The sequence below is a fragment of the Streptomyces rubradiris genome (genome assembly GCF_016860525.1).
Taxonomy (GTDB): Bacteria; Actinomycetota; Actinomycetes; order Streptomycetales; family Streptomycetaceae; genus Streptomyces; species Streptomyces rubradiris.
This window is the reverse complement of sequence record NZ_BNEA01000015.1, coordinates 82,287-104,235: the sequence shown is the minus strand read 5'-3', so window position 1 is coordinate 104,235 and position 21,949 is coordinate 82,287. Positions and strand designations below refer to the sequence as shown.

Genomic DNA, 21,949 nt, shown 5'->3' with positions numbered 1-21,949 from the left:
CGTGCGCAACCAAGGCATCGGCTCCTGGCCCGCACGCCGAGCCCGCAAGACCCCCGACCGGATCGCCGTCGTCCACGAGGACCACGAGATCACCTACCGGCACCTGCACGAGCGGGTGCTGCGCCTGGCCCACGCCCTGCGCACCCTGGGCGTGGCACGCGGCGACCGGGTCGCCTACCTGGGTTCCAACCACCCGGCCTTCCTCGAGACCCTGTTCGCCGCCGGCGCCCTCGGCGCGGTCTTCGTGCCGCTCAACACCCGCCTGACCGCCCCAGAACTGGCCTACCACCTCACCGACTCCGGCGCCGCCGTCCTCGTCAACGCCCCCGACCAGGCCGAGGCCGCCGCCCAGGCCGCCGCCGACGCCGGCGTCTCCCACCGCGTCGCCCTCGCGGGGCCCGGCTCCGGCGCCCTCGGCTACGACGACCTGCTCGCCCTCGGCGGCACCGCACCGCTGGACGAGCCGGTGGCCCCCGACGACCCATGCATGATCATGTACACCTCGGGAACCACCGGCCACCCCAAGGGCGCCGTCCTCTCGCACGCCAACATCGTCTGGAACAGCGTCAACGTCCTGGTCGACCTCGACCTGGCCGCCGACGAGGTCACGCTGGTGACCGCCCCGCTGTTCCACACCGCGGCGCTGAACATGACCTGCCTGCCCACCCTGCTCAAGGGCGGCCGGGTCGTCCTGCTCGGCGCCTTCGACCCCGACCGCGTCCTGCGCCTGATCGAGAGCCACCGGGTGACCTGCATGTTCGGCGTGCCCACCATGTACGACGCGCTCGCCGCCCGGCCGCGCTGGCCCGAGGCCGACCTGACCAGCCTGCGCAGCCTCAACTGCGGCGGCGCACCGGTCCCCGAACGCACCATCGCCACCTACCTGGCCCGCGGGCTGGCCTTCGCCCAGGGCTACGGCATGACCGAGGCGTCCCCCGGCGTCCTCTTCCTGGACCGGGAGCAGACCTCCGCCAAGGCGGGCTCGGCGGGGGTGCCGCACTTCTTCACCGACACCCGCGTGGTCCTGCCCGACGGCCGGGACGCCGGGCCGGGGGAGCGCGGGGAGATCCTGGTGTCCGGGCCCCACGTCATGACGGGCTACTGGAACCGGCCCGCCGAGACCGCCGCCGCGGTCACCGACGACGGCTGGCTGCGCACCGGCGATGTCGCCCGCACCGACGAGGACGGCTTCGCCTACATCGTCGACCGGGTCAAGGACATGTTCATCTCCGGCGGAGAGAACGTCTACCCGGCGGAGGTCGAGAACGCCGTCCTCGGCCACCCCGCCGTCGAGGAGTGCGCCGTCATCGGCGTCCCCGACGCGCACTGGGGCGAGGTCGGCCGCGCCGTCGTCGTCCTCAAACCCGGAGCCCGCGCGGAGGAAGCGGACATCCTCGACCACCTGCGCGGCCGTCTGGCCAAGTACAAGATCCCCAAGTCCGTCGTCTTCGCCGAGGCCCTGCCCCGCACCGCCTCCGGCAAACTGGTCAAACCCGCGGTGCGCGCGGCCTACGCCCAGGCCGCCGCCGACGACCGCTCGTCCGCCCCCCGCTGAAACGCGCATACACACCCACGCGCATACACACCCACGCGGGCGCACACCCGCGCCACAAGGACCGGAAGGACCCCCATGCCCACCACCGCGCACGGCCTCGACGAGCTGAAGGCCCTGGCCGGCACCGACCTCGGCCGCACCGACTGGCGGGAGATCACGCAGGACCGGGTGAACACCTTCGCCGACGCCACCGACGACCACCAGTGGATCCACACCGACCCGGAGCGCGCCAAGGCCGGCCCCTTCGGCGGGCCCATCGCGCACGGCTACCTCACCCTGTCCCTGATCATCCCGCTCTTCAACGAGCTGCTGGACATCGACGGCGTCTCCATGAGCGTGAACTACGGCCTGGAGAAGGTCCGTTTCCCCAGCCCGGTGCCCGTCGGCGCCAGGATCCGCCTGCACGGCGTGGTCGACTCCGTGGAGGACGTCAAGGGCGACGGCGTGCAGATGCGGCTCACCTTCACCGTAGAGGCGGAGGGCAACGCCAAGCCCGCGTGCGTCGCCCAGGCCGTCTACCGGCACTACGCCTGAGGCCGCCGGCCGCTTGAGCGGCTCGATGCCGGTCCGTGGCGGCCCGTGATGGCCGACCCGGCTCCGACGTCAACCGGCGGCCGGCGCGGTCCACTTCTGGTTGGCGCCCCCGGTGCAGTCCCACAGCTGGAGCCGCGTGCCGTCGGCCGTGGAGAAGCCGGGGTCATCGAGGCAGCGGCCGGAGGCGGGGTTGCGGTAGCCCCCGTTGTAGGGCTGCCAGACCTGATTGGCGCCGCCGTGGCAGGACCAGATCTGCACCTTCGTGCCGTTGGCCGTGCTCCCGCCGGCCGCGTCGAGGCACTTGCCCAGGGAGCGCAGGGTGCCGTCGGTGTAGGCGGACCAGATCTGGTTGGCGCCGTTGCCGCAGCTCCAGATCTGGACGGCGGTCCCGTCGGCGCTGTCGGCGTCGCTGACGTCCAGGCACTTGCCGGTGATGCCGGACTGCACGCGGGTGGGGGCGGGGGCGGGGTTCTTCAGCCACCCGGCGTTGTCCGCGGCCTGGACGCCGCGGTGGAAGGCGTCGGCCATCTTCTGGTAGCCGGCGTCGTCGGGATGCAGGGAGTCGGCCAGGTCGGCCGTGGTCAGGCCGCTCATGTCCACGTACCCGACGTGCTTGCCCGCGGCCCGCGCGTCGCTGACGATGCGGGAGACGGCCTGGTTGTACGCGCCCCGGAACCGTTCCTCCGAGGCGCTGGTGGACACGACCAGGGAAGCGACGAGGACGGTGGCGTCGGGGACGTCGGCGGTGACCTGACCGACCAGCGACCGCAGCCGGGAGATGGCGGTGTCGGCCTCGGAGGCCCCCTGGAGGTCGTTGGTTCCGATGTGCAGTGTCACGACGTTGGGCCGGTAACGGGTCAGCGAGGCGTCGGCCAGTGCGGCGATCTGGTCGATGCGGTATCCGGAGTGGCCCTCGTTGTCGGGGTCGGACATCGAACCGTTGCGCACCGTGCCCACGAAGTCCAGTGGATGCCCGTCCGCCGCGAGCTTGTTCCACAACGGCCCCCGGTAGCCGTTGCCCGTGCTGCTTCCCACGCCCCAGGTTATGGAGTCGCCCAACGGCATGAGACGCAAAGGCGTGTTCGAGGCGGCGGACGCGGGGGCCACACCGGCCGTCATGACCCCGAGGGCGGCGGCGACGAGCGTGACCAGGGCGAGAATCCAGGACTTTCTCATGCACATGTCCTCTTCTGAGAGTGATGGCTGAGGCGACGGGATCGCTTGCCGTCCATGGACCGAGCGGTAAGTTCGCGATATCGAACGTAGGTTGGCCTGTCGAGCAACGTGGATGATAGGCGGTCGGCAGGGCGCGTCAATCCTCCTCGCATAATTCGCCGGCCGCTCCGAAATATTCGAACGAGGCCCTTTCCCAGGTGCGTTGGCGAAGTCGCAGTTCCACGTCCATGCGCGGTTCGTGTCGGCTGGGTCGGCAAAGCCTGGAGGTCGACGGTGTTGACATGCCCGGAGGTCTCTCTAGTATCCGGGAGGCCCGACTTTCCGAATGTCGTTCGAAATTGCGAACCACTTGGATTCCAAGGAGCCCTTGGTGCTCAGACGATCAGGCGGACGACTGCTCCGCCTCCTTGCGACCGCCGCACTGACGGTCACCGCGTCCCTGACGGCCGCCTCTCACTCCACCGCCTCCGCCGCGCCGGGCAGCCCGGCGCTCACCCCGCCGCTGGGCTGGAACAGCTGGAACAGCTTCGGGTGCGGCATCACCGAGGCCCAGGTCCGCCAGGCCGCCGACGCGATGGTGTCCTCGGGCATGCGGGACGCCGGCTACCGGTATGTGGTGGTCGACGACTGCTGGTTCGACCCACAGCGTGACGCGCGGGGCAACCTGCGGGCGCATCCCACCAAGTTCCCGAGCGGGATGAAGGCACTCGGGGACTACATCCACGGCAAGGGCCTGAAGTTCGGCATCTACCAGGCGCCGAACGAGCGCACCTGCGCGCAGGCGACCGGCGGCTACCCGGGGTCGACCGGCAGCAAGGGCCACGAGGCCCAGGACGCCGCCGCGTTCGCCTCGTGGGGCGTCGACTACCTCAAGTACGACTGGTGTTCCTCCAGCGGTACCCGTGACGAACAGGTCGCGCGGTTCACGCTCATGCGGGACGCGCTGCGCGCCACCGGCCGTCCGATCGTCTACAGCATCAACCCCAACAGCCTGCACGCCATCACCGGCGCCACCTACGACTGGGGTGAGGTCGCCGACCTGTGGCGGACGACCGAGGACCTGCTCGACATCTGGCAGAACGGCAACACCAACAGCTATCCGATGGGCGTCGGCAACGTCCTCGACGTCACCGCGCCGTTGGCGGCCCAGTCCGGCCCGGGACACTTCAACGACCCCGACATGCTGGTCGTCGGCCGTCCCGGCCTGTCGCTGACCGAGTCCCGCTCCCACTTCGCCCTGTGGGCCCTGCTGGGCGCCCCGCTGATGGCCGGCAACGACATCCGCACCATGTCCGCCGACGTGAGCGCCGTCCTGCGCAATCCGCGTCTGCTGGCGGTCAACCAGGACCCGCTGGGCGCGGGAGGACGCAGGGTGCGCGACGACGGTGCCACCGAGGTGTTCGCCAAGCCGCTGTCGGACGGTTCGGTCGCGGTGGGCCTGTTCAACCGGGGATCGGGAGCCGCGACGGTCTCCGCCTCGGCCGCGCAAGTCGGTCTGTCCGGTGGGTCGTTCACCCTCACCGACCTGTGGACCGGCGGTACGTCGAGCACGTCCGGGCAGATCTCGGCGAACGTTCCCGCGCACGGCGTGGCCGTGTACCGGGTGAGCGGTGGCAGCCCGCTGGCCGCCACCACCTCGCGGCTGCGCGGCGGGGCGTCCGGCCGCTGCGCGGACGTGGACAACGCCTCCACCGCCACCGGGGCCACGGTCCTGCTCTGGGACTGCCACACGGCCGCGAACCAGCTGTGGACCACGTGGGCGGGCGGCGAGATCCGGGTCTACGGCGACAAGTGCCTGGACGCCTACGACCGGGGCACCACCAACGGCACCCGCGTCATCACCTGGCCCTGCAACGGCCAGGACAACCAGAGGTGGACCCTCGGCCCGGACGGAACGATCCGCAACGTCCACGCCGGACTGTGCCTCGACACCGACCGCTCGGCCACGGCCAACGGAACCCCGCTGGTCCTGTGGACCTGCGACGGCCGGGCCGCCCAGAAGTGGTCCCGCCCATGAGGGACATCGCGCGGCAGCCGTCCGCCGGCACCCTGAGGAGGCCACGATGACGATCCCGCTCCGGCAGTCGTCCGCCGGCGGCACGAGGCTCGGCCGGGCACTCGCCTGGACCCTGGGTCTGCTGCTGGCGTTCGCCGTCGTCCCCGCCGCGGTCGCGCCCACACCGGCCAGGGCCGACAACCCGATCGTGCAGCACGTCTACACCGCGGACCCGGCCCCGCTGGTCCACGACGGGCGGGTCTACCTCTACACCGGGCACGACGAGGACGGCTCCACGTACTTCACCATGAAGGACTGGCGGGTGTGGTCCTCCGCCGACATGGTCAACTGGACCGACCACGGCTCACCCCTCAGCCTGGCCACCTTCAGCTGGGCGTCCGCCGACGCCTGGGCGGGCCAGGCCGTGCAGCGAGGCGGCCGGTTCTACTGGTACGTGCCGGTGAAGAACCGGGCCACCGGCCGGATGGCCATCGGCGTGGCGGTGTCGGACAGCCCCACCGGCCCGTTCCGGGACGCCCTCGGCCATCCGCTGGTGGAGAACGGCGAGATCGACCCGAGCGTCTTCATCGACGACGACGGCCAGGCCTATCTGTACTGGGGCAACCCGAACCTGTGGTACGTCAAGCTGAACGCCGACATGACCTCCTACTCGGGCAGCCCCACCAGAATCCCGCTCACCACCGCGGGATTCGGCACCCGCACCGGCGACCCCAACCGTCCCACGCTGTACGAGGAGGGACCCTGGGTCCACAAGCGGAACGGCCTGTACTACCTGGTGTTCGCGGCCAAGTGCTGCTCGGAGTTCATCGCCTACTCCACGGCGCCCGGTCCGACCGGACCCTGGACCTACCGCGGGACGGTCATGCCCACACAGGGCGGCAGCTTCACCAACCACCCCGGGATCGTGGACTTCAAGGGCAACTCGTACTTCTTCTACCACAACGGCGCACTGCCGGGCGGCGGCGGCTTCACCCGCTCCGTCGCGGTGGAGCGGTTCACCTACAACGCCGACGGCACGATCCCGGTGATCGGCATGACGAACGCCGGCGCACCGCAGACCGGCACGCTCGACCCGTACGTGCGCCAAGAGGCCGAGACGATCGCCTGGGCATCCGGAATCGAGACCGAACCGGCCAGTGACGGCGGAAGGGATGTCGGCTGGATCGACAACGGCGACTACATCAAGGTCAAGGGCGTGGCCTTCGGGCCGGGCGCTTCCTCCTTCACCGCGCGCGTCGCCTCGGGCAGCGGCGGCGGCACCGTCGAACTGCGGCTGGGCTCCCCGAACGGGACGCTCGTGGGCCGGTGCGGTGTGGCCTCCACCGGCGGCTGGCAGACGTGGACCTCGGTGACCTGCCCGGTCAGCGGCGCCACGGGGACCCAGGACCTCTACCTGCGCTTCACCGGCGGCAGCGGCTACCTGCTCAACGTCGACTGGTGGCGATTCGCCCCTGCCGCGTCCTGACCCGGCACAAGGCACTGCCCGAACAGAAGGGAAGTCGCATGACGACAAGGACGAGATCCCTCTTATGGCCCGGCCTGCTCGCGGTGCTGCTGGTCGTCGGCATGGGCGGCACGGCGCAGGGCCGCGCCGCCGCCGCACCCGCCGGAACCACTGCGGCACCCGTCAGTGCCGCCGCCGCGAGCCCGGGTTGCGGCAAGGCCCCGACCTTGACGAGCGGTACGTACACGATCCAGAGCGGCGGCAAGAACCGGAACTTCATCCTGCGGGTCCCCGACGGCTACGACCGTGACCGCGCCTACCGGCTGGTCTTCGGCTTCCACTGGCTGGGCGGCACCTCCACCGACGTCGCCACCGGCCGCACCGTGGACCCGGGCACCTGGGCGTACTACGGGCTGCAGCGCCTGGCGGACAACAGCGCCGTCTTCGTCGCGCCCCAGGGCCTCGACAACGGCTGGGCCAACACCGGCGGGCAGGACATCACCTTCGTCGACGACATGATCAGGCGGATCGAGGCGGACCTGTGTGTCGACCAGACACAGCGCTTCGCCCTGGGGTTCAGCTACGGTGCCGCCATGTCGTACTCGCTCGCGTGTTCCCGCGCGACGGTGTTCCGCGCGGTCGCGGTCCAGAGCGGCGGGGTGCTCAGCGGCTGCGGCGACGGCACCCGGCCCATCGCCTACTTCGGAGCGCACGGTCTCAGGGACAACGTCCTCGGCATCTCCGGCGGCCGGGCGATGCGGGACAGGTTCGTCAGGAACAACGGCTGCACCGCCCAGAACCCGCCCGAGCCGGCCCAGGGCAGCCTGACCCACCGGGTCACCGCCTACTCGGGCTGCTCGGCCGGCCATCCGGTCGTCTGGGCCGCGTTCGACGAAGGGCACATCGCAGCTCCGCAGGACGGCGCCCCGGGCGACAGCGGCTCCAGGACCTGGCTGCCGCAGGAGATCTGGAAGTTCTTCACGCAGTTCCAGACCACCCCGCCCCCGGGGACGGCGGCCTGCCAGGTCACCAGCACCGTCAACGCGTGGAACACCGGGCTGACCGCGAACCTCACCCTCACCAACACCGGCACGACCGCGATCGACGGCTGGTCCCTCGCCTTCACCCTGCCCGAGGGCCAGACCATCACCTCCGGCTGGAACGCCGACTACTCGCCCGCTTCCGGCCGGGTGACGGCCAGGAACGTCTCCCACAACGCCTCCATCGCTCCCGGCGCGTCGGTCGGCATCGGTTTCCAGGCCACCCACGGCGGCGACACCGCGGGACCGGGCTCCTACGCCCTCAACGGCACCGCCTGCGGGTGACCAAGAGGCCACGGAGCGGCGGCCGGTGAACCCCGGCCGCCGTGACGCCGTCACCCCCGGCCCGCTCTCTTCGGGCCGGGGGTGACCGGAACCGGCCTCGGCCGCTGCGCACCCGTTCCCCTCGTCCTTCCCGGCCGCCACGGACCCTGGTTGTGAGGATGCCGTGGTGACCGAATGGCGACCTGTTGCCTCCTTCCCGCTCTCTCTACCCTCCCGTATCCATGACAACAGGACACCAGGGAACGAGCCGCAGAAGGTTCCTCGCGGGTGCCGGGGGCACGGTGGGCGCCCTCGCCGTACCACCGGTTGCCGCCCGGGCCGCTGCCGCCGCCCCCGCCGGCAAGCACGTAGCCGTCCTCGGCGGCGGCGTCGCCGGGCTCAGCGCCGCCCACGAACTCGCCGAACGCGGCTACACCGTCACCGTCTACGAGTACTACGACGTGCTCGGCGGCAAGGCGCGGTCGATGGACGTACCGGGAACCGGCACGGACGGCCGCAGACCCCTGCCCGGCGAACACGGCTTCCGCTTCTTCCCGGGCTTCTACCGGAACCTGCCGGACACCATGCGCCGCATCCCCTTCCCCGGCAACGCCGGCGGCGTCCACGACAACCTCCGCAACGGCACCGAGGCACTGTTCGCCCGCGGAGCCGGCCGCCCGGACCTGCACTTCCCCCTGCGACGGGTCACCACCCCGCCCGCACCCGGCGACATCACCCCGTCGTGGCTCCGCGACCAGATCCTCTCCGTCCTCGACCTCGGCGGCCGACTGCCCGCGCACGAGGCCGCCTACTTCGCCGGCCGTGTCCTCGTCCACCTCACCAGCTGCGACGCGCGCCGCGAGGACCAGTGGGAGAAGACCCCCTGGTGGCACTTCATCCGTGCCGAGCGGATGAGCGAGGAGTACCGCACGCTCCTCGGCATCGGACAGACCCGCAACCTCGTCGCCACCCGCGCCGAGGTCGCCTCCACCCGCACCGTCGGCCGCGTCATCATCGAGGCGCTGCTGCTGTGGGGCCTGCTGGGCCGCGGCATGGACGGTGACGCGGACATCGACCGGGTGCTCAACGCCCCGACCAGCGAGGCCTGGATCGACCCCTGGACCGTCCACCTGCGCTCTCTGGGCGTCCGGTTCGTCCTCGGCACCGAGGTGCGGGAGGTCCTGTACGACGGTGGGCGCGTCACCGGCGTACGGGTCTCGGCCCGGGACGGCAGCGGCGAACGCACCGTCACCGCCGATCACTACGTCTGCGCCATGCCCGTCGAGCACGCCCGGCGGACCTGGGGTGCCGCGCTGCGCGCGGCCGACCCGCAGCTCGCCCGGTGCGACGCGCTGCGGACGGACTGGATGACCGGTGTGCAGTTCTATCTGCGCACGCCGGCACCCGTCGTCCACGGGCACATCAACTGCCTCGACTCCCCGTGGTCGGTGACCGGGATCGGACAGGCGCAGTTCTGGGACGTACGGGACTTCTCGGCGGACTACGGCGACGGACGCGCCCGCGACTGCCTGTCGGCGATCGTCTCGGAGTGGGACAAGCCGGGCATCCTGTACGGCAAGACGGCCCGCGAGTGCACCCGCGAGGAGGTCGTCGAGGAGTGCTGGGCCCAGCTGAAGGACGCCCTGAACGACTCCGGCAAGACGACCCTCAGGGACACCGACCGGATCGCCTGGTTCATGGACCCGGCCGTCACGGGGCTCGGCGGCCCCGACCCGCAGAACCGGGAGCCGCTCCTGATCCATCCCGCGGGCACGCTGTACAACCGCCCGTCGGCGAAGACGGCCGTGCCGAACTTCTTCCTCGCCGGGGACTACGTCCGCACCGACGTGGACCTGGCGACGATGGAGGGCGCCAACGAGTCGGCGCGCCGGGCCGTGAACGCGCTGCTCGACCAGGACGGCTCCGACGCCGGACGCTGCCGGATCTGGGAGCTGTACCGCCCCCAGGAACTGGAGCCCCTCAAGCGCGTCGACGAGGTGCGCTACCGGCTCGGCCTGCCCAATACCTTCGACCTGGGCTGACCGGGAAGGCCGCCGTGGTCCCGCACGGTGCTGACCACGCCGCCGGGCACCAGCGGACGTTCCGGGGCGGGCGAGTTCGCGGCCGGGACCGGGCAGCCGGGCGGCGCGGGCACCGCCGTATCCACGGTTCGGCCATCTGTCACCCCATCAGGCCGACTATGGGCGACTTCCACCACGGCTGCCCCAAACGCTCGTAGAGTCGGGCCAGTTGACCGGAAGGATGGACGATGTCCCATGATCTGACCGAACTGGCGCGTGTCGCCCGTGCGCTGGAGGAGGCGCACGCCCTGCTGGAGGCCGAACGCGAACGACTGGAACACCAGCACGGTCCGACACCGTACGACGCCATCGCGGGCAGTCCCGCGCAGACACTGCACGGCATCACGGACCTTTCCCGGTCCATGTCCACGGCACTCGAACAACTCGCCCTGGCCGCCGGTTACCTCGCCCTCGGCCTGGAGGAGCGAGGCACCCGGGCGCTCGCTCTGGCGCGGAGGGAACCGCTGTCCTTCCCGTCCGGCGCGGACCGCATGGCACGTCCGCTCGGCGAGGCCACCGTACAGGCGATGGAGCTGATCCGGGACCTCGGTTTCTTCCCCGAGGAGACCGCGATCGCGATCGACGTGGCCCTCGCGGCTCCCCAGGCGACATACCCGCCGGCCGACTGGAGCACGTACCACCGCCAGGAACGCACCTGGTCCGAAGGCGACTGACGCACCGCTTCCGGTGCCCCGGTGCCTCGGGTCAGCGGCGGATGAGGCCGAGGTCGGTGGCGACGGCGACGGCGGCGGTGCGGGAGTCGACGTCGAGTTTGGCGTAGACGCGGGCCAGGTGGGACTTGACCGTGCCCTCGGTCAGGTGGAGACGGTCGCCGACGGCCTGGTTGGACAGGCCGTCGGCGACCAGGGCGAGGACCTCGGTCTCGCGCCGGGTCAGGGCGGTGGCGGGGGCGCGCAGCCGGTGCATCAGCCGGTCGGCGACGGTGGGGGCCAGCGTGGTGCGTCCGGCGGCCGCGGTGCGCACGGCGGCGGCCAGGTCCTCGGGCGGGGCGTCCTTGAGGAGGTAGCCGGTGGCGCCGGCCTCGATGGCGGGCAGCGTGTCGGCGTCGGAGTCGTAGGTGGTGACGATCAGGACCCGGGGGGCGCCGGGCCGGGCCGTGATCCGGGCGGTGGCCTCGGCGCCGCCCATGCCCTTGCCGAATCGCAGGTCCATCAGCACGACGTCGATGTCCCCTTCGGCGGCGCGGCTGACGGCGTCCTCGGCGGTGGCGGCCTCGGCCACGACGACGAGGCCGGGTTCGGTCTCCAGTACGGCGCGCAGTCCGGCCCGTACCACGGGGTGGTCGTCGGCCAGGAGCAGGCGGATGGGCGTGGCGTCGGTCACGGGCGGGCCTCGGGCTGGATCCGGGTGGGCGGGGTGAGGGGCAACCGGGCGGCCAGGGCGGTGCCGTGGCCGGGAGCGGACGTGAGGGTCAGGGTGCCGCCGAGGGCATGGGCGCGGGCGCGCATGGCGGCCAGTCCGAAGCCGCCGGCTTCCGGGTCGGGGGCGGGAAGCCGGCCGGGGTCGAAGCCGCGCCCGTCGTCGACGATGTCGAGGGCGACGTGGTCGCCGAGGCAGCCGAGGGTGACGTCGGCGGTGGTGGCCTCGGCGTGGCGGACGGTGTTGGCGAGGGCGGACTGGGCGATGCGCAGCAGGGCGACCTCCTGGGCGGTGGTGAGCGGGGCGGGGTCGCCGGTGAGGCGGAAGCGTGCGGTGAGCCGGTGCCGGGCGGAAGTGGTGGTGCACAGGCGCTCCAGGGCGCCGGCCAGGGTGGTGCCCTCCAGCGTGGGCGGAGTGAGGGCGGCGACGAAGCGGCGGGCCTCGGCGAGGTTGTCGACGGCGGCCTGCCGTGCCTGGTCGACGTAGCGGGCCGCGTTCTGTGGTGCCTGGGGCAGCGCGCGTTCGGCGGCGCGCAGCAGCAGCTGGATGCTGGACAGGCCCTGGGCGAGGGTGTCGTGGATCTCGCGGGCCAGCCGGTCGCGTTCGGCGAGCACGCCGGCGGTGTGCTGGGCGGCGGCCAGATCGGCGCGGGTCGCGGTGAGTTCCTCGATCAGCCCGCGGCGGTGTTCGCTCTCCCGGTACAGGGCCTCGTATCCCCACACCACGGCGACCGCCACGGCGGCGCCCAGGGCCGGGCCGATGGCCATGGCGGGGCCGAAGGTGTCCTGGTGGGCGGCGAAGCCCGCGACGGCCGCGACGGCGGTGGCGGCCACGGCCGCCAGTCCGGCACGCCGGGGCAGCAGGTGCAGCTGGAGGAAGTACAGCGGGAAGGCCACCCACACGGCGTCGGGGGACAGGGCGAGCAGCAGCAGCCAGCAGGCGCCCACGACGGCCAGCCACAGCACGGCGGCCCGCCGCGAACGGCGTACGCACGGCAGGACGGGCCCGGCCGCGTACGCCAGGCCGCACACGGCCGACGCGGCGACGATCACTCCGGCATGCGGCCGGGCGTCGGTCACGGCGCGGCCGGCGGCAAGGGCGAGCAGGCCGATGACCAGCAGGTGCAGGCACCAGGCGAGGGCCCGGGTGGTCGGGGTCAGGGCGGGAGCAGTGGTGTTCACAGTGCGTCCCAGGTTACGGAGACGGGCGGCCGGAAGCCTCTGTCGAAAGTTGGAACCCGGGTGCCGTCTTCCGGCCCGCGAAGTGCCGTCCTGCGCGGGACGCGCGCCCGGGGGGCCGACGGCGATGGTGGGGTCGTACCGCTCTCACCGCCGGAAAGGACAGGCCAGGGCCGTGTTCGTCGCCTGGAGAGACCTGAAGTTCGCCAAGGGGCGCTTCGCCCTGATGGGAAGTGTCATCGTGCTGATCACCCTGCTGGTCGGGCTGCTGTCCGGGCTGACGGCCGGACTGGGGCGGCAGAACGTATCCGCCATCACGGGACTGCCCGCCGACAAGATCGCCTTCCAGGCCCCCGGCGGCGGACAGGACCTGTCGTACGCCGACTCCACCGTCACCGAACGGCAGTGGCGGCAGTGGGCCGGGGCCCCCGGCGTCGAAAGCGCCGAACCACTGGGCATCACCCTCACCAAGGCCACCGCAGCAGGCAGGAGCACCGGGGTCTCGGCCTTCGGCGTCGAGCCCGGCTCCCGCCTCGCACCGCACGGCGACAAGATCACCGGCAGTACGGTGGTGCTGTCCACCGCGGCCGCCGACGACCTCGGCGTGCGGGCCGGCGACTCCCTGGCCCTGGCGGGCCGGCGACTGGACGTGGCCGCCGTCGAGGGCGACGCGCACTTCAGCCACACCCCGGTGATCTGGACCAGCCTGGAAACCTGGCGGAAGACCGCGCCGCCCACGGGCGACGGCCAAGGGCCGAGCGCCACCGTCATCGCCCTGGACACCACCTCCCAGGCCGACACGGCGGCCGTCGACCGGCGGGCCGGCACCCGAACGGTCTCCACCGGCGACTCACTGTCCGCGATCGGTTCCTACGCCTCCGAAAACGGCTCCCTGCAACTGATGCGCGGCTTCCTGTTCGCCATCTCCGCCCTCGTGATCGGCGCCTTCTTCACCGTCTGGACCATCCAGCGCGGCGGTGACATCGCCGTCCTCAAGGCACTGGGCGCCTCCACCACGGGCCTCCTCAAGGACGCCCTCGGCCAGGCCGTCGTCCTGCTCGCCGGCGGCACCCTGATCGGTACCGGCATCGCCGCCGCCCTCGGCGCCCTGGTGTCCGGCTCCGCCGTGCCGTTCCTCCTCACACCCGCCACCGTCCTGCTCCCGGCCGCCGTGATCATCCTCCTCGGTGTCCTCGGAGCCGCCCTGTCCATCCGCCGCATCACCTCCGTCGACCCGCTGAGCGCCCTGGGGAGCGTCCGATGAGCCTGAACCTGACCGACGTCACTCTCACCTACCCCGACGGCGACACCCGCCTGACCGCACTCGACCACGTCGGCCTCGATGTCCCCAGGGGCACCCTGACCGTCGTGGCCGGCCCTTCCGGCTCCGGCAAGTCCAGCCTCCTCGCCGTCGCCGCCACCCTGATCACCCCCGACAGCGGCACCGTCAGCATCGACGGCCAGACCACCACCGGCTTGACCCGGGGCGAGCTCACCGCACTGCGCCGCCACAAGATCGGCATCGTCTTCCAGCAGCCCAACCTGCTGCCCTCCCTCACCGCCGCCGAGCAGCTCCAGGTCATGGCCCGGATCGCCGGCCGCGAACCCCGCACCGCCCGTACCCGCGCGATGGAACTCCTGGACGCCGTCGGCCTGGCCGGGCACCCCGCGCGGCGGCCCCATCAGCTCTCCGGCGGCCAGCGCCAGCGCGTCAACATCGCCCGCGCGCTGATGAACGACCCCACCGTCCTCCTGGTCGACGAGCCCACCAGCGCCCTCGACCACGAACGAGGCGCCGCCGTCATCGACCTGATCACCCGCCTCACCCACGAGCAGGCCACCGCCACCGTCCTGGTCACCCACGACCGCACCCACCTCACCGCCGCCGACCAGCTCGCCGAAGTCCACGACGGCCGCCTCCGCCTGCGGACGCCGATCCACTGAACCGGCGGACGGCCGGGGAATTGCGTCGTGAAGGCGTTTCCCCACCGGCGTGGCCGCTCCTTCCCCGCGAGCCGGCCAGACGATGCCGCGAGACAGCGCGCACCGCCGATGAAGCAGGCCGTGGACAGCCGGCAAGGTTCGGTCCCGAGCCCGGACGCCCGCGCGGCCTGGACGCGCTCGGGCTGAAGACACAGGGTGAGCCGAGCGGGCCGTCGGGGGCGGCACTGAACGAACGTAGCCGTGCGGCGAGTTGGCCGGTCCGTTGCGGCCCGCTCGGCACCATGTCGAGCATCTCGCCGGCGAACCGGTTCTCGGTCGCCCGGACGGCCTGCTGATGGGCGAGTTCGACGGTCGGGAAGCGCATGGCCTGTTCGATGCCGTCGCGCTGGGGTGGCCCCGATGACCTGTGGTCCACACCGCGCACGCTTTTACCCACCGGGAGGGTGCCGGCCAGGCGCGAGAACCGTTCGGTGGAGGAACGGACATTGTTTTCGACTGGGCAGGCTGATGCAATCGGGGGGGTGACGACGTCTCCGCCGATATCACCTGAAATGCGAAGTCCAGCCCTCTTAGGCCGCTCCATGATCGGCCTTCTGCTCTGTACCGTGAGCGGCTTCATCGGGTTCAATCTGCTGCTCTCGACCGTCCCGGAGTACGCCTCGCAGACCAGCGGCCGTACGGCCGCGGCCGGCATCGTGACCGGCACGCTGATGGCTGCCACGGTCGCCGTGCAGCCGGCCGTTCCCCGCCTGCTGGCCCGCCTCGGCTACCGCACCGCGATGATCACCAGCATGGTCCTGCTCGGCGCCCCGGCGCTGGTACTCGGCGTCTCGGACCAGTTCGCGACGACGGTGATCTGCTCCGTGCTGCGCGGGCTGGGCTTCGGCGTGTTCGTCGTGGCCGGCAGTGCCGCGGTGGCCGAACTGTCGCCGCCCGGACGGCGCAGCCAAGGGGTGGGCTGGTACGGCGTGGCGACGGGCCTCGGCGGCATGGTGGGAACACCGTTCGGCGTATTACTGGCGCACGAGTTCGGTTACGGCCCGCTGTTCGCCGCGGGCGCCGCGGCCCCGGCCGTCGGGGTTCTGGGGGCGCTCGCGGTGACGGCGCCGCGTCCCGCTCCCGTCGTACGCCCCAGGGTTCTGGCCGGAACGACCCGGGCGACGATTCTGCGGCCGCTCCTCCTGCTCACCACGGGGACGATGGCGTCCGGCGCGGTGGTGACGTTCCTCCCGCTGGCCGCGCCGCGGCAACCGGTCTGGTTGACGCCCCTCGCTCTGCTGCTGGTCCAATCGGGGCTGACCGGCAGCCGCTACCTGTCGGGGCGGCTGGGCGACCGTTTCGGTGACCAGCGGTTGCTGCTGCCGGCGACTCTCATGACCGCGGTGGGCGTTCTCGGCGGCATGTTGACCGACACTACCGCCGCGCTCCTGCCACTGATGGCGGTGTTCGGCATGGGGGTCGGCGCGACGCAGAACGCCACGCTGGCCCTGATGCTGCACCGGGCGGGACGCGCGGAGCTCAGCGTCGCCAGCGCGCGATGGAACCTTGCCTTCGACGTCGGACTCGGCCTCGGCGGCTTCTGCATCGGCCTGATCGCCCAGTACACGAGTCATGCCACCGGCTTCGCCGTGGTGTCCGCGGCGCTCGTACTGGCGAGTGCCCTCGCCGTGGCGGAGACGAAGGGGAGAGTTCGGGCTCGCTGAGTGAGCGCGTGGGACGACCGGTCGAGGCCGCCCCACGCTTGCGCCATTGACCGGGAAGGTTCGCCGGGGAGCGGACAGGCGGAACTGCGTGCGGACGCCACTGCTGACGGATAGCGTCATGCTCACGGTGAAGGGGGGCATGGCAGAACATGCGATGCCACCCCGTGTGGTAGCCGCGGAGCATGCCGCTGGCGAGGCGGGATTCAACAAGAGTTGCGTCCTGGAAGTCGGCAGGCTGCTCGGTCTGGCCGCGGCCGCGAAGCCCCACGGGGTCATCGCGGAGAGCGGCACCGGTTCCGGAGTGGGCACTGCCTGGCTGCACAGTGGCCTCGGCGCCGGTGCCCACCTGGTCACCGTGGAGCGTGACGAGGCGCTGGCCCGTCGAGCGGCCGGCGTCTTCGCGGACGACGACCGTGTCGGTGTTCTCACCGGGGACTGGCGGCTGCTTGAGCGGCACGCCCCGTTCGATGTCTTCTTCTGCGACGGCGGAGGCAAGCGTGACGATCCCGAGGGGGTCGTCGAGTTGCTCGCTCCCGGTGGCCTTCTCATCCTGGACGACTTCACCCCCTCGCCCCATTGGCCACCTCGTTTCGGCGGCGAAGTGGACGAACTCCGCCTGTTCTACCTCACGCATCCAGTCCTGAACGCCACCGAAGTACTGACAACGCCGACCAGTTCAGCGGTTGTCGCGTCACGACGCCTCTCGCCAGGAAGGTCGTAAGGGGGGATGTTGGCGGCGGGGCTGCGGGCCGAGGGACTCGTCGGCCGGTCAGTTCGGATGCCGAGTCGGAGGACTTGCACCGAGCGAGGGGCGTCGTCCGGCGCCCGCCGACCGGTTCCAGGAGGATTGGTGTGCGCATCGGCCGTCAAGTCGCCGAACGGAGCTCGTCCAGTTCGTCGCTGATCGCCTCACGCAGCACGTCATGCTGCGGACCGAGCCTGAACCGCGGGTCAACCCACCGTTCAGGCGGATAGAGCCACACTGGCCTGCCCACCACATCGGCCGGTTCCCACTCGTACCGCGGCCAGACATGCGCGTGCAAGAACGGGTCCGTGTTCCCCAAGATCTCCAGATTGACCCGGCGGAAAGCCGGATCGAGCCGCCGGCAGGCACGCTCGACCGCTTCACCGAGCCGGTCCATGTCGGACAGGAACGACAGCCGCTTCGCTCTCGGCAGGTCCGACAGCCGCTGTACATCCGGCTGATCCACGAGCAGGACCGAGTAGCCGGGCAGGAACTGCACGTCCCCGATCACCGCGAACCCCGACGTCAGTCGTCGCAGCACGGTCGGGTTCGCGCCGCTCAGCGCAGCCCTGATCCGGTCCGTCCGCCAGTCACCAGTCATGGCCGGAACCTACACTGCGAGCACCTGCCCCGGAGTTCCCCGCAGGACTGCCGAGGCAGCAGGACGCCCTGATGCCCGATGCCCCCGCCGGGAACCGGTCCGAGGAACACCTGCCCACGCGCGCCGACGCCGCCACCACTTGGGAGGGGCCGCCGGAGCGGCACTCGACCGGTCACGGATGGGTGGAGGCGTGCGGCCAGGCGCGTGGGTGCACCGCGCGCACATGAACGATGAGGTATGCCCGATCCACCTCGTCCTGCGGGCGAAGCCGGAGGCATCGCCCGCAGCTGCCAGAAGGACACCATCGCGTCGTGACGTGGGTCACCTGAACGTACGCACCCCCGCGCCGAAGCCGTGCTTCCGCGCCGGAGTGCCGGCGTTCCGGGAGGATCACCCCCTCGCCCCCAAAGCAGTGCTTTGAGAGTCTCAAAGTACAAGTGTTAACGTGTTCGATGTGAAGACATCCGTGCGCCACCGTGAAGCCATGAGCCCCCTACTCGTGGCGCGCCTGCATGTCGACCTGTGCCGCTGTATGTCCGCGGTCTGTTGTTGCGCCGTGTGACCGGCATCAAGCAGCAGCGGCGCCGCCCCCAGCGCGGGTGCGCCGTACTTGTTTCGTCCTTCCGTATTCCCCGATACGCCCTCACTGGAGTGTGTCCGTGTCCGCGTCCGCGAGCACCGAAACCCCCGTCAAGCCCGCCCGGCGCATACCCGCGGTCCCCTTCTGGGCCCAGATCGTCGCCGGTCTCGTCCTCGGCGTCGTCCTCGGCTGGATCACCCGCAGCCATGACGTGCAGTGGCTGTACACCACGCTCGACAAGATCGGCCACATCTTCGTCCAGCTGCTGAAGCTGGCCGTCGCCCCGCTGGTCTTCTTCGCGATCCTGGTGTCCATCACCAACCTGCGCAAGGTGAACAACGCCGCCCGGCTGGCCTCCCGCACCCTGCTCTGGTTCATGATCACATCGCTGATCGCGGTCGCCATCGGCCTCGTCATCGGCCTGATCACCAACCCGGGCGCGGGCACCGGCCTCACCCCGAAGGACGGCGAGAAGCCCAAGCACGCCGGTTCCTGGCTGGACTTCCTCACCGGCATCATCCCGACGGACGTCATCACGCCCTTCACCGAGCTGAACGTCCTGCAGATCGTCTTCATGGCCGCCGTCGCCGGCATCGCCGCCCTGAAGCTCGGTGACAAGGCGCAGCCGATCCTCACCCTCAGCGAGTCGGTCCTGGAACTGCTGCAGAAGGCCCTGTGGTGGGTCATCCGCCTCGCCCCGCTCGGCACCGTCGGCCTCATCGGCTACGCCATCGCCGACTACGGCTGGGACCTCATCGGCAAGTACGCCACCTTCACCGCCGACGTCTACATCGGCTGCGCCCTGGTCCTCTTCGGTGTCTACCCGCTGCTGCTGGCGACCGTGGCCAAGGTCAACCCGGTCCAGTTCTTCAAGGGCGCCTGGCCCGCCATCCAGCTGGCCTTCGTCTCCCGCTCGTCCGTCGGCACCATGCCGGTCACGGTCAAGGTCACCGAGCGCCTCGGCGTGCCGAAGGAGTACACCTCCTTCGCCGTCCCGTTCGGCGCCACGACGAAGATGGACGGCTGCGCCGCGATCTACCCGGCCCTCGCCGCGATCTTCATCGCCCAGATCTTCGACGTGCAGCTGAGCATCGGCGACTACCTGCTGATCGCCTTCGTCTCCGTGGTCGGCTCCGCGGCCACCGCCGGTCTGACCGGTGCCACGGTCATGCTGACGCTCACCCTGTCCACGCTGGGCCTGCCGCTGGAGGGCGTGGGCCTGCTGATGGCGATCGACCCGGTACTGGACATGATGCGCACGGCCACCAACGTCGCCGGCCAGGCACTGGTCCCGGTCGTCGTCGCCGCCCGCGAGAAGATCCTCGACGTCGACGCGTACAACTCCGCCTCGGCGTCTCCGGTGGACGACGACTACGGCGTGCGCGACGCCGAGCAGAAGGTGACCCTGCCGGTCACCGCCTGACGCTCCCTCCCACGATGGCGCCCCCGTCGGCCGGCAGGCCGGCGGGGGCGCTTCGTGCGTGCGGCCACCGGCTGCGGCTTCGGACCAACCGGCTGGTGAGGACTTGTTCACGGCAGTGACGTCCTCGGCCGCGCAGACCCCCGGCAAATCGACTGCTTCCGCGCGTGGGCGCGACGGCGGTCGAACGACCGGTCCACCAGTGCCCCGAGAATCCGCGGCTGGTCATACTGGCTCGACATGTTCAGACAGGATGGCGGGGAAACGCGGGGCGAGGGGGCGATGGTGTTCGGTAGACGCATGCGTATGTGGGCGGGCGCCTTGGGCGTGGCCTGCGTGATGCTCATGGGCCCCAGCGCACCGACCGGTGCCCTCTTCGCCCGGCCACTGCCCGCCGGAGCCGTCAAGGGCGTCGTACCGAACCGGGTCATGACGTGGAACCTCTGCAACCCGTGCGACAGGAGCAACCTCGACCGGGCACGGGAGATCGCCACCTACGCGCCCCAGGTCATCGGCGTGCAGGAAGCCTGCGTGCGGGACGTGGAGCGGATACGGATCCATCTGAGGAGGTTCTACGGGCTGGTCTACCACGTCGAGTACGGGACGGTTCTCCAGGACTGGGGCCGCTGCGGGGGAGTGCCGTGGAATCCCGGGGGCTACGGCCAGGCGGTCCTCTCGGCGGCGCCGATGACGGACCCCGTCAGCGTGGAATATCCCGACGGCGGTTCCGAGGACCGTGGGTACATGGCGGTCACCACCACGGTGGACGGCCGGTCCGTCCGCGTCTTCAACACACACCTCGCCCAACGACGCCAGGAAGCGGTCCGGGCAGGCCAGACCAAAGTGCTCGCCGCAGCCGTCTCCCGCCACGACCGCGTGATCGTCCTCGGCGACTTCAACGCCGTGCCGGACGCCCCCGAACTCGCCCCCATGTGGGAACTGGCCACGGACGCGGACCCCCGGTGCCGTCCCACGTACACCGTCGGTTGCACCCCGACCACCGACTGGCAGAGCAAGTTCGATTACGTGTTCCTACGGGGCATCACACCGCTCGGCCACCGCGTGCACCCCACCCCGTACTCGGACCACGACCTGCTGCACACCGACCTGGACACCGACCAGGAAAGCCACGGCACTTGAGGCCGATCAGTGATCGAACGCCCCACGTCCCGTCGGATCAGTCCCGCCACGTCGGACAGGTGATGCAAGATCTGGCAGCACACCATCAGTCATCGCGCGCCGCCGCTCCGCTTCCCGTAGCGGACATCACCTACGACCCCGGGCAACGCCACCGCCCCCGGCACCGTCCCCTGTTCGGCACCGGAGGCGGCCGTGGCGTGCGCCGCATGGCTGCGGAACGCTCGTGTTCGCCCTGGTGAAATACGAGTTGGTTCCCGTCGGGTGCGCTGCCGATGCCCGGGTAAGGCATCCTGCGCTCCCGCAGGAACCGGCTGCCGGGACATCGCCCGGCAGCCGGTGGACCACTCGCCTTGGTACACCCCGCGGCTCACCGGCCCCCCGCCGTCGGCGAGTGCGGCCGTTGCCCGAGTGCCACGCGCCTGGACAGCCTCCGCCCAGCCGGCCCGCGGCCCCGGCCGGCCGGTCTCAGGACCACTTCTCCGCACGGACGAAAGAGCCCTGGCGGCCGTCGAGGCGCACCTTGAGCCAGTGACGGGTGTTGCTGACCTTCCCCTTGGCGATGATGTGCCCGTCGGCGTTGCACCGCTTGTAGCCGCTGCTCGCGATCTGCTTCCAGTGGCCGCCCTTCTTCTCGAAGAGGCGCACCCGCATGGAGGCGCGGGAGTTGTAGCACCGCAGCACGGCACGGGTCGTCTTGCTCGGCGAGCGGTACTTCCCCGACGTCCACTTGCCGCTGCGCTGCGCGGGGACCCAGGTGTTGCCCCAGATCGTGTGCCATCCGGCCCGAGCCGAGACCTCCTTGACGGAGGAGGCCGGCGCGGTGTCCGCCACGGCCGTGCCGGAGGCGAGCGCCAGGCCGGAGCCGAGCGTCAGGGTGGCTGTCGAGAGTGCGAGGGTCTTGCGGAATTCCATGGTCGTGGTTCCTTCCCCGATGAGTGGGACGACGTGCGTCCGGTTCCGCGGATGCTCCTGTGGATCTCCGGACAGGCGGCGGCTCCGGGTGTCCCGCCCCGTCCGCCGTGCTTGCTCCCACAGGTTCGCCGCCCGGTCCGCACGGCCGCCATCGGCATCGGCCCTCATGGGACACCATGGGACGCCTGCCGCCCTGACCTGCTGGGACGCCGGACGGGACGGGGAGCCGGTGGGA

Annotated in this window: 18 protein-coding genes; 13 read left to right on the top strand and 5 right to left on the bottom strand. The window is 71.2% G+C overall.

Going from position 1 to position 21,949, the window contains the following annotated elements; all coding sequences use genetic code 11:
- Position 1: 1 nt before the first annotated feature.
- Both Srubr_RS13905 and Srubr_RS13900 read left to right on the top strand, forming a co-directional pair.
- Positions 2-1,555, top strand: coding sequence for an acyl-CoA synthetase (locus Srubr_RS13905; RefSeq protein WP_189997017.1), 1,554 nt, complete (start codon positions 2-4; stop codon positions 1,553-1,555).
- 75 nt (positions 1,556-1,630) lie between these two features.
- Positions 1,631-2,089: a MaoC family dehydratase gene (locus Srubr_RS13900; RefSeq protein ID WP_189997016.1), complete on the top strand. Its 459-nt coding sequence runs from the start codon at positions 1,631-1,633 to the stop codon at positions 2,087-2,089.
- Between the two features lie 69 nt (positions 2,090-2,158).
- On the opposite strand, the gene Srubr_RS13895 is transcribed toward Srubr_RS13900, so the two are convergent.
- On the bottom strand, positions 2,159-3,265 hold the full coding sequence (locus Srubr_RS13895) for a ricin-type beta-trefoil lectin domain protein (protein ID WP_189997015.1): 1,107 nt from the start codon (positions 3,263-3,265) through the stop codon (positions 2,159-2,161).
- 370 nt (positions 3,266-3,635) lie between these two features.
- On the opposite strand from Srubr_RS13895, the gene Srubr_RS13890 reads away from it, so the two are divergent.
- From Srubr_RS13890 to Srubr_RS13870, 5 genes are all read left to right on the top strand, one after another.
- Positions 3,636-5,282 carry a glycoside hydrolase family 27 protein gene (locus Srubr_RS13890; RefSeq protein WP_189997014.1) on the top strand — a complete coding sequence of 549 codons (1,647 nt, stop codon included), beginning with the start codon at positions 3,636-3,638 and terminating at the stop codon, positions 5,280-5,282.
- Between the two features lie 46 nt (positions 5,283-5,328).
- On the top strand, positions 5,329-6,747 hold the full coding sequence (locus Srubr_RS13885) for a glycoside hydrolase family 43 protein (protein WP_229926779.1): 1,419 nt from the start codon (positions 5,329-5,331) through the stop codon (positions 6,745-6,747).
- Between the two features lie 38 nt (positions 6,748-6,785).
- On the top strand, positions 6,786-8,051 hold the full coding sequence (locus Srubr_RS13880) for a CE1 family esterase (RefSeq protein WP_229926778.1): 1,266 nt from the start codon (positions 6,786-6,788) through the stop codon (positions 8,049-8,051).
- 221 nt (positions 8,052-8,272) lie between these two features.
- Positions 8,273-10,072: a hydroxysqualene dehydroxylase gene (locus tag Srubr_RS13875; RefSeq protein WP_189997013.1), complete on the top strand. Its 1,800-nt coding sequence runs from the start codon at positions 8,273-8,275 to the stop codon at positions 10,070-10,072.
- A 227-nt stretch (positions 10,073-10,299) separates the two neighbouring features.
- Positions 10,300-10,785, top strand: coding sequence for a hypothetical protein (locus tag Srubr_RS13870; RefSeq protein WP_189997012.1), 486 nt, complete (start codon positions 10,300-10,302; stop codon positions 10,783-10,785).
- Between the two features lie 31 nt (positions 10,786-10,816).
- Here the strand turns inward: Srubr_RS13870 and Srubr_RS13865 are convergent, their stop codons facing one another.
- Both Srubr_RS13865 and Srubr_RS13860 read right to left on the bottom strand, forming a co-directional pair.
- Positions 10,817-11,455 (bottom strand): response regulator, encoded by a 639-nt coding sequence (locus tag Srubr_RS13865; protein ID WP_189997011.1) that lies wholly within the window; start codon positions 11,453-11,455, stop codon positions 10,817-10,819.
- On the bottom strand, positions 11,452-12,672 hold the full coding sequence (locus Srubr_RS13860; protein WP_189997010.1) for a sensor histidine kinase: 1,221 nt from the start codon (positions 12,670-12,672) through the stop codon (positions 11,452-11,454). Before Srubr_RS13860 ends, Srubr_RS13865 begins: the two co-directional genes overlap by 4 nt.
- Before the next feature lie 172 nt (positions 12,673-12,844).
- Here Srubr_RS13860 and Srubr_RS13855 point away from each other — a divergent pair, with 172 nt between their 5' ends.
- The 4 genes from Srubr_RS13855 (at position 12,845) to Srubr_RS13840 (ending at position 17,037) form a co-directional block, all read left to right on the top strand.
- Complete coding sequence (locus tag Srubr_RS13855; RefSeq protein ID WP_189997009.1) at positions 12,845-13,933, top strand: ABC transporter permease; 1,089 nt, start codon at positions 12,845-12,847, stop codon at positions 13,931-13,933.
- On the top strand, positions 13,930-14,613 hold the full coding sequence (locus Srubr_RS13850) for an ABC transporter ATP-binding protein (protein ID WP_189997008.1): 684 nt from the start codon (positions 13,930-13,932) through the stop codon (positions 14,611-14,613). Before Srubr_RS13855 ends, Srubr_RS13850 begins: the two co-directional genes overlap by 4 nt.
- 362 nt (positions 14,614-14,975) lie before the next feature.
- Positions 14,976-16,316: an MFS transporter gene (locus Srubr_RS13845; RefSeq protein WP_308439915.1), complete on the top strand. Its 1,341-nt coding sequence runs from the start codon at positions 14,976-14,978 to the stop codon at positions 16,314-16,316.
- Between the two features lie 118 nt (positions 16,317-16,434).
- Positions 16,435-17,037: an O-methyltransferase gene (locus tag Srubr_RS13840; protein WP_229926777.1), complete on the top strand. Its 603-nt coding sequence runs from the start codon at positions 16,435-16,437 to the stop codon at positions 17,035-17,037.
- A gap of 145 nt (positions 17,038-17,182) precedes the next feature.
- Here Srubr_RS13840 and Srubr_RS13835 read toward each other — a convergent pair whose 3' ends face one another.
- Positions 17,183-17,662 (bottom strand): diadenosine tetraphosphate hydrolase, encoded by a 480-nt coding sequence (locus Srubr_RS13835; RefSeq protein ID WP_189997006.1) that lies wholly within the window; start codon positions 17,660-17,662, stop codon positions 17,183-17,185.
- 653 nt (positions 17,663-18,315) lie between these two features.
- Here Srubr_RS13835 and Srubr_RS13830 point away from each other — a divergent pair.
- Both Srubr_RS13830 and Srubr_RS13825 read left to right on the top strand, forming a co-directional pair.
- Complete coding sequence (locus tag Srubr_RS13830; RefSeq protein WP_189997005.1) at positions 18,316-19,665, top strand: dicarboxylate/amino acid:cation symporter; 1,350 nt, start codon at positions 18,316-18,318, stop codon at positions 19,663-19,665.
- A gap of 303 nt (positions 19,666-19,968) precedes the next feature.
- Entirely contained in the window at positions 19,969-20,802 is an 834-nt protein-coding gene (locus tag Srubr_RS13825; RefSeq protein ID WP_189997144.1) for an endonuclease/exonuclease/phosphatase family protein, read from the top strand.
- A 465-nt stretch (positions 20,803-21,267) separates the two neighbouring features.
- Here the strand turns inward: Srubr_RS13825 and Srubr_RS13820 are convergent, their stop codons facing one another.
- Positions 21,268-21,714, bottom strand: coding sequence for a hypothetical protein (locus Srubr_RS13820; RefSeq protein ID WP_189997004.1), 447 nt, complete (start codon positions 21,712-21,714; stop codon positions 21,268-21,270).
- Between the last annotated feature and the right edge of the window lie 235 nt (positions 21,715-21,949).

What these genes read in the sequence shown, in the direction of transcription:
- Srubr_RS13845 (WP_308439915.1), top strand. Translation starts at nt 14,976, where the DNA reads ATGGCCTGTTCGATGCCGTCGCGCTGGGGTGGCCCCGATGACCTGTGG.
- Srubr_RS13835 (WP_189997006.1), bottom strand. Translation starts at nt 17,662, where the DNA reads ATGACTGGTGACTGGCGGACGGACCGGATCAGGGCTGCGCTGAGCGGC.
- Srubr_RS13850 (WP_189997008.1), top strand. Translation starts at nt 13,930, where the DNA reads ATGAGCCTGAACCTGACCGACGTCACTCTCACCTACCCCGACGGCGAC.
- Srubr_RS13885 (WP_229926779.1), top strand. Translation starts at nt 5,329, where the DNA reads ATGACGATCCCGCTCCGGCAGTCGTCCGCCGGCGGCACGAGGCTCGGC.
- Srubr_RS13880 (WP_229926778.1), top strand. Translation starts at nt 6,786, where the DNA reads ATGACGACAAGGACGAGATCCCTCTTATGGCCCGGCCTGCTCGCGGTG.
- Srubr_RS13825 (WP_189997144.1), top strand. Translation starts at nt 19,969, where the DNA reads ATGTGGGCGGGCGCCTTGGGCGTGGCCTGCGTGATGCTCATGGGCCCC.
- Srubr_RS13820 (WP_189997004.1), bottom strand. Translation starts at nt 21,714, where the DNA reads ATGGAATTCCGCAAGACCCTCGCACTCTCGACAGCCACCCTGACGCTC.
- Srubr_RS13900 (WP_189997016.1), top strand. Translation starts at nt 1,631, where the DNA reads ATGCCCACCACCGCGCACGGCCTCGACGAGCTGAAGGCCCTGGCCGGC.
- Srubr_RS13895 (WP_189997015.1), bottom strand. Translation starts at nt 3,265, where the DNA reads ATGAGAAAGTCCTGGATTCTCGCCCTGGTCACGCTCGTCGCCGCCGCC.
- Srubr_RS13870 (WP_189997012.1), top strand. Translation starts at nt 10,300, where the DNA reads ATGTCCCATGATCTGACCGAACTGGCGCGTGTCGCCCGTGCGCTGGAG.
- Srubr_RS13840 (WP_229926777.1), top strand. Translation starts at nt 16,435, where the DNA reads ATGCTCACGGTGAAGGGGGGCATGGCAGAACATGCGATGCCACCCCGT.
- Srubr_RS13875 (WP_189997013.1), top strand. Translation starts at nt 8,273, where the DNA reads ATGACAACAGGACACCAGGGAACGAGCCGCAGAAGGTTCCTCGCGGGT.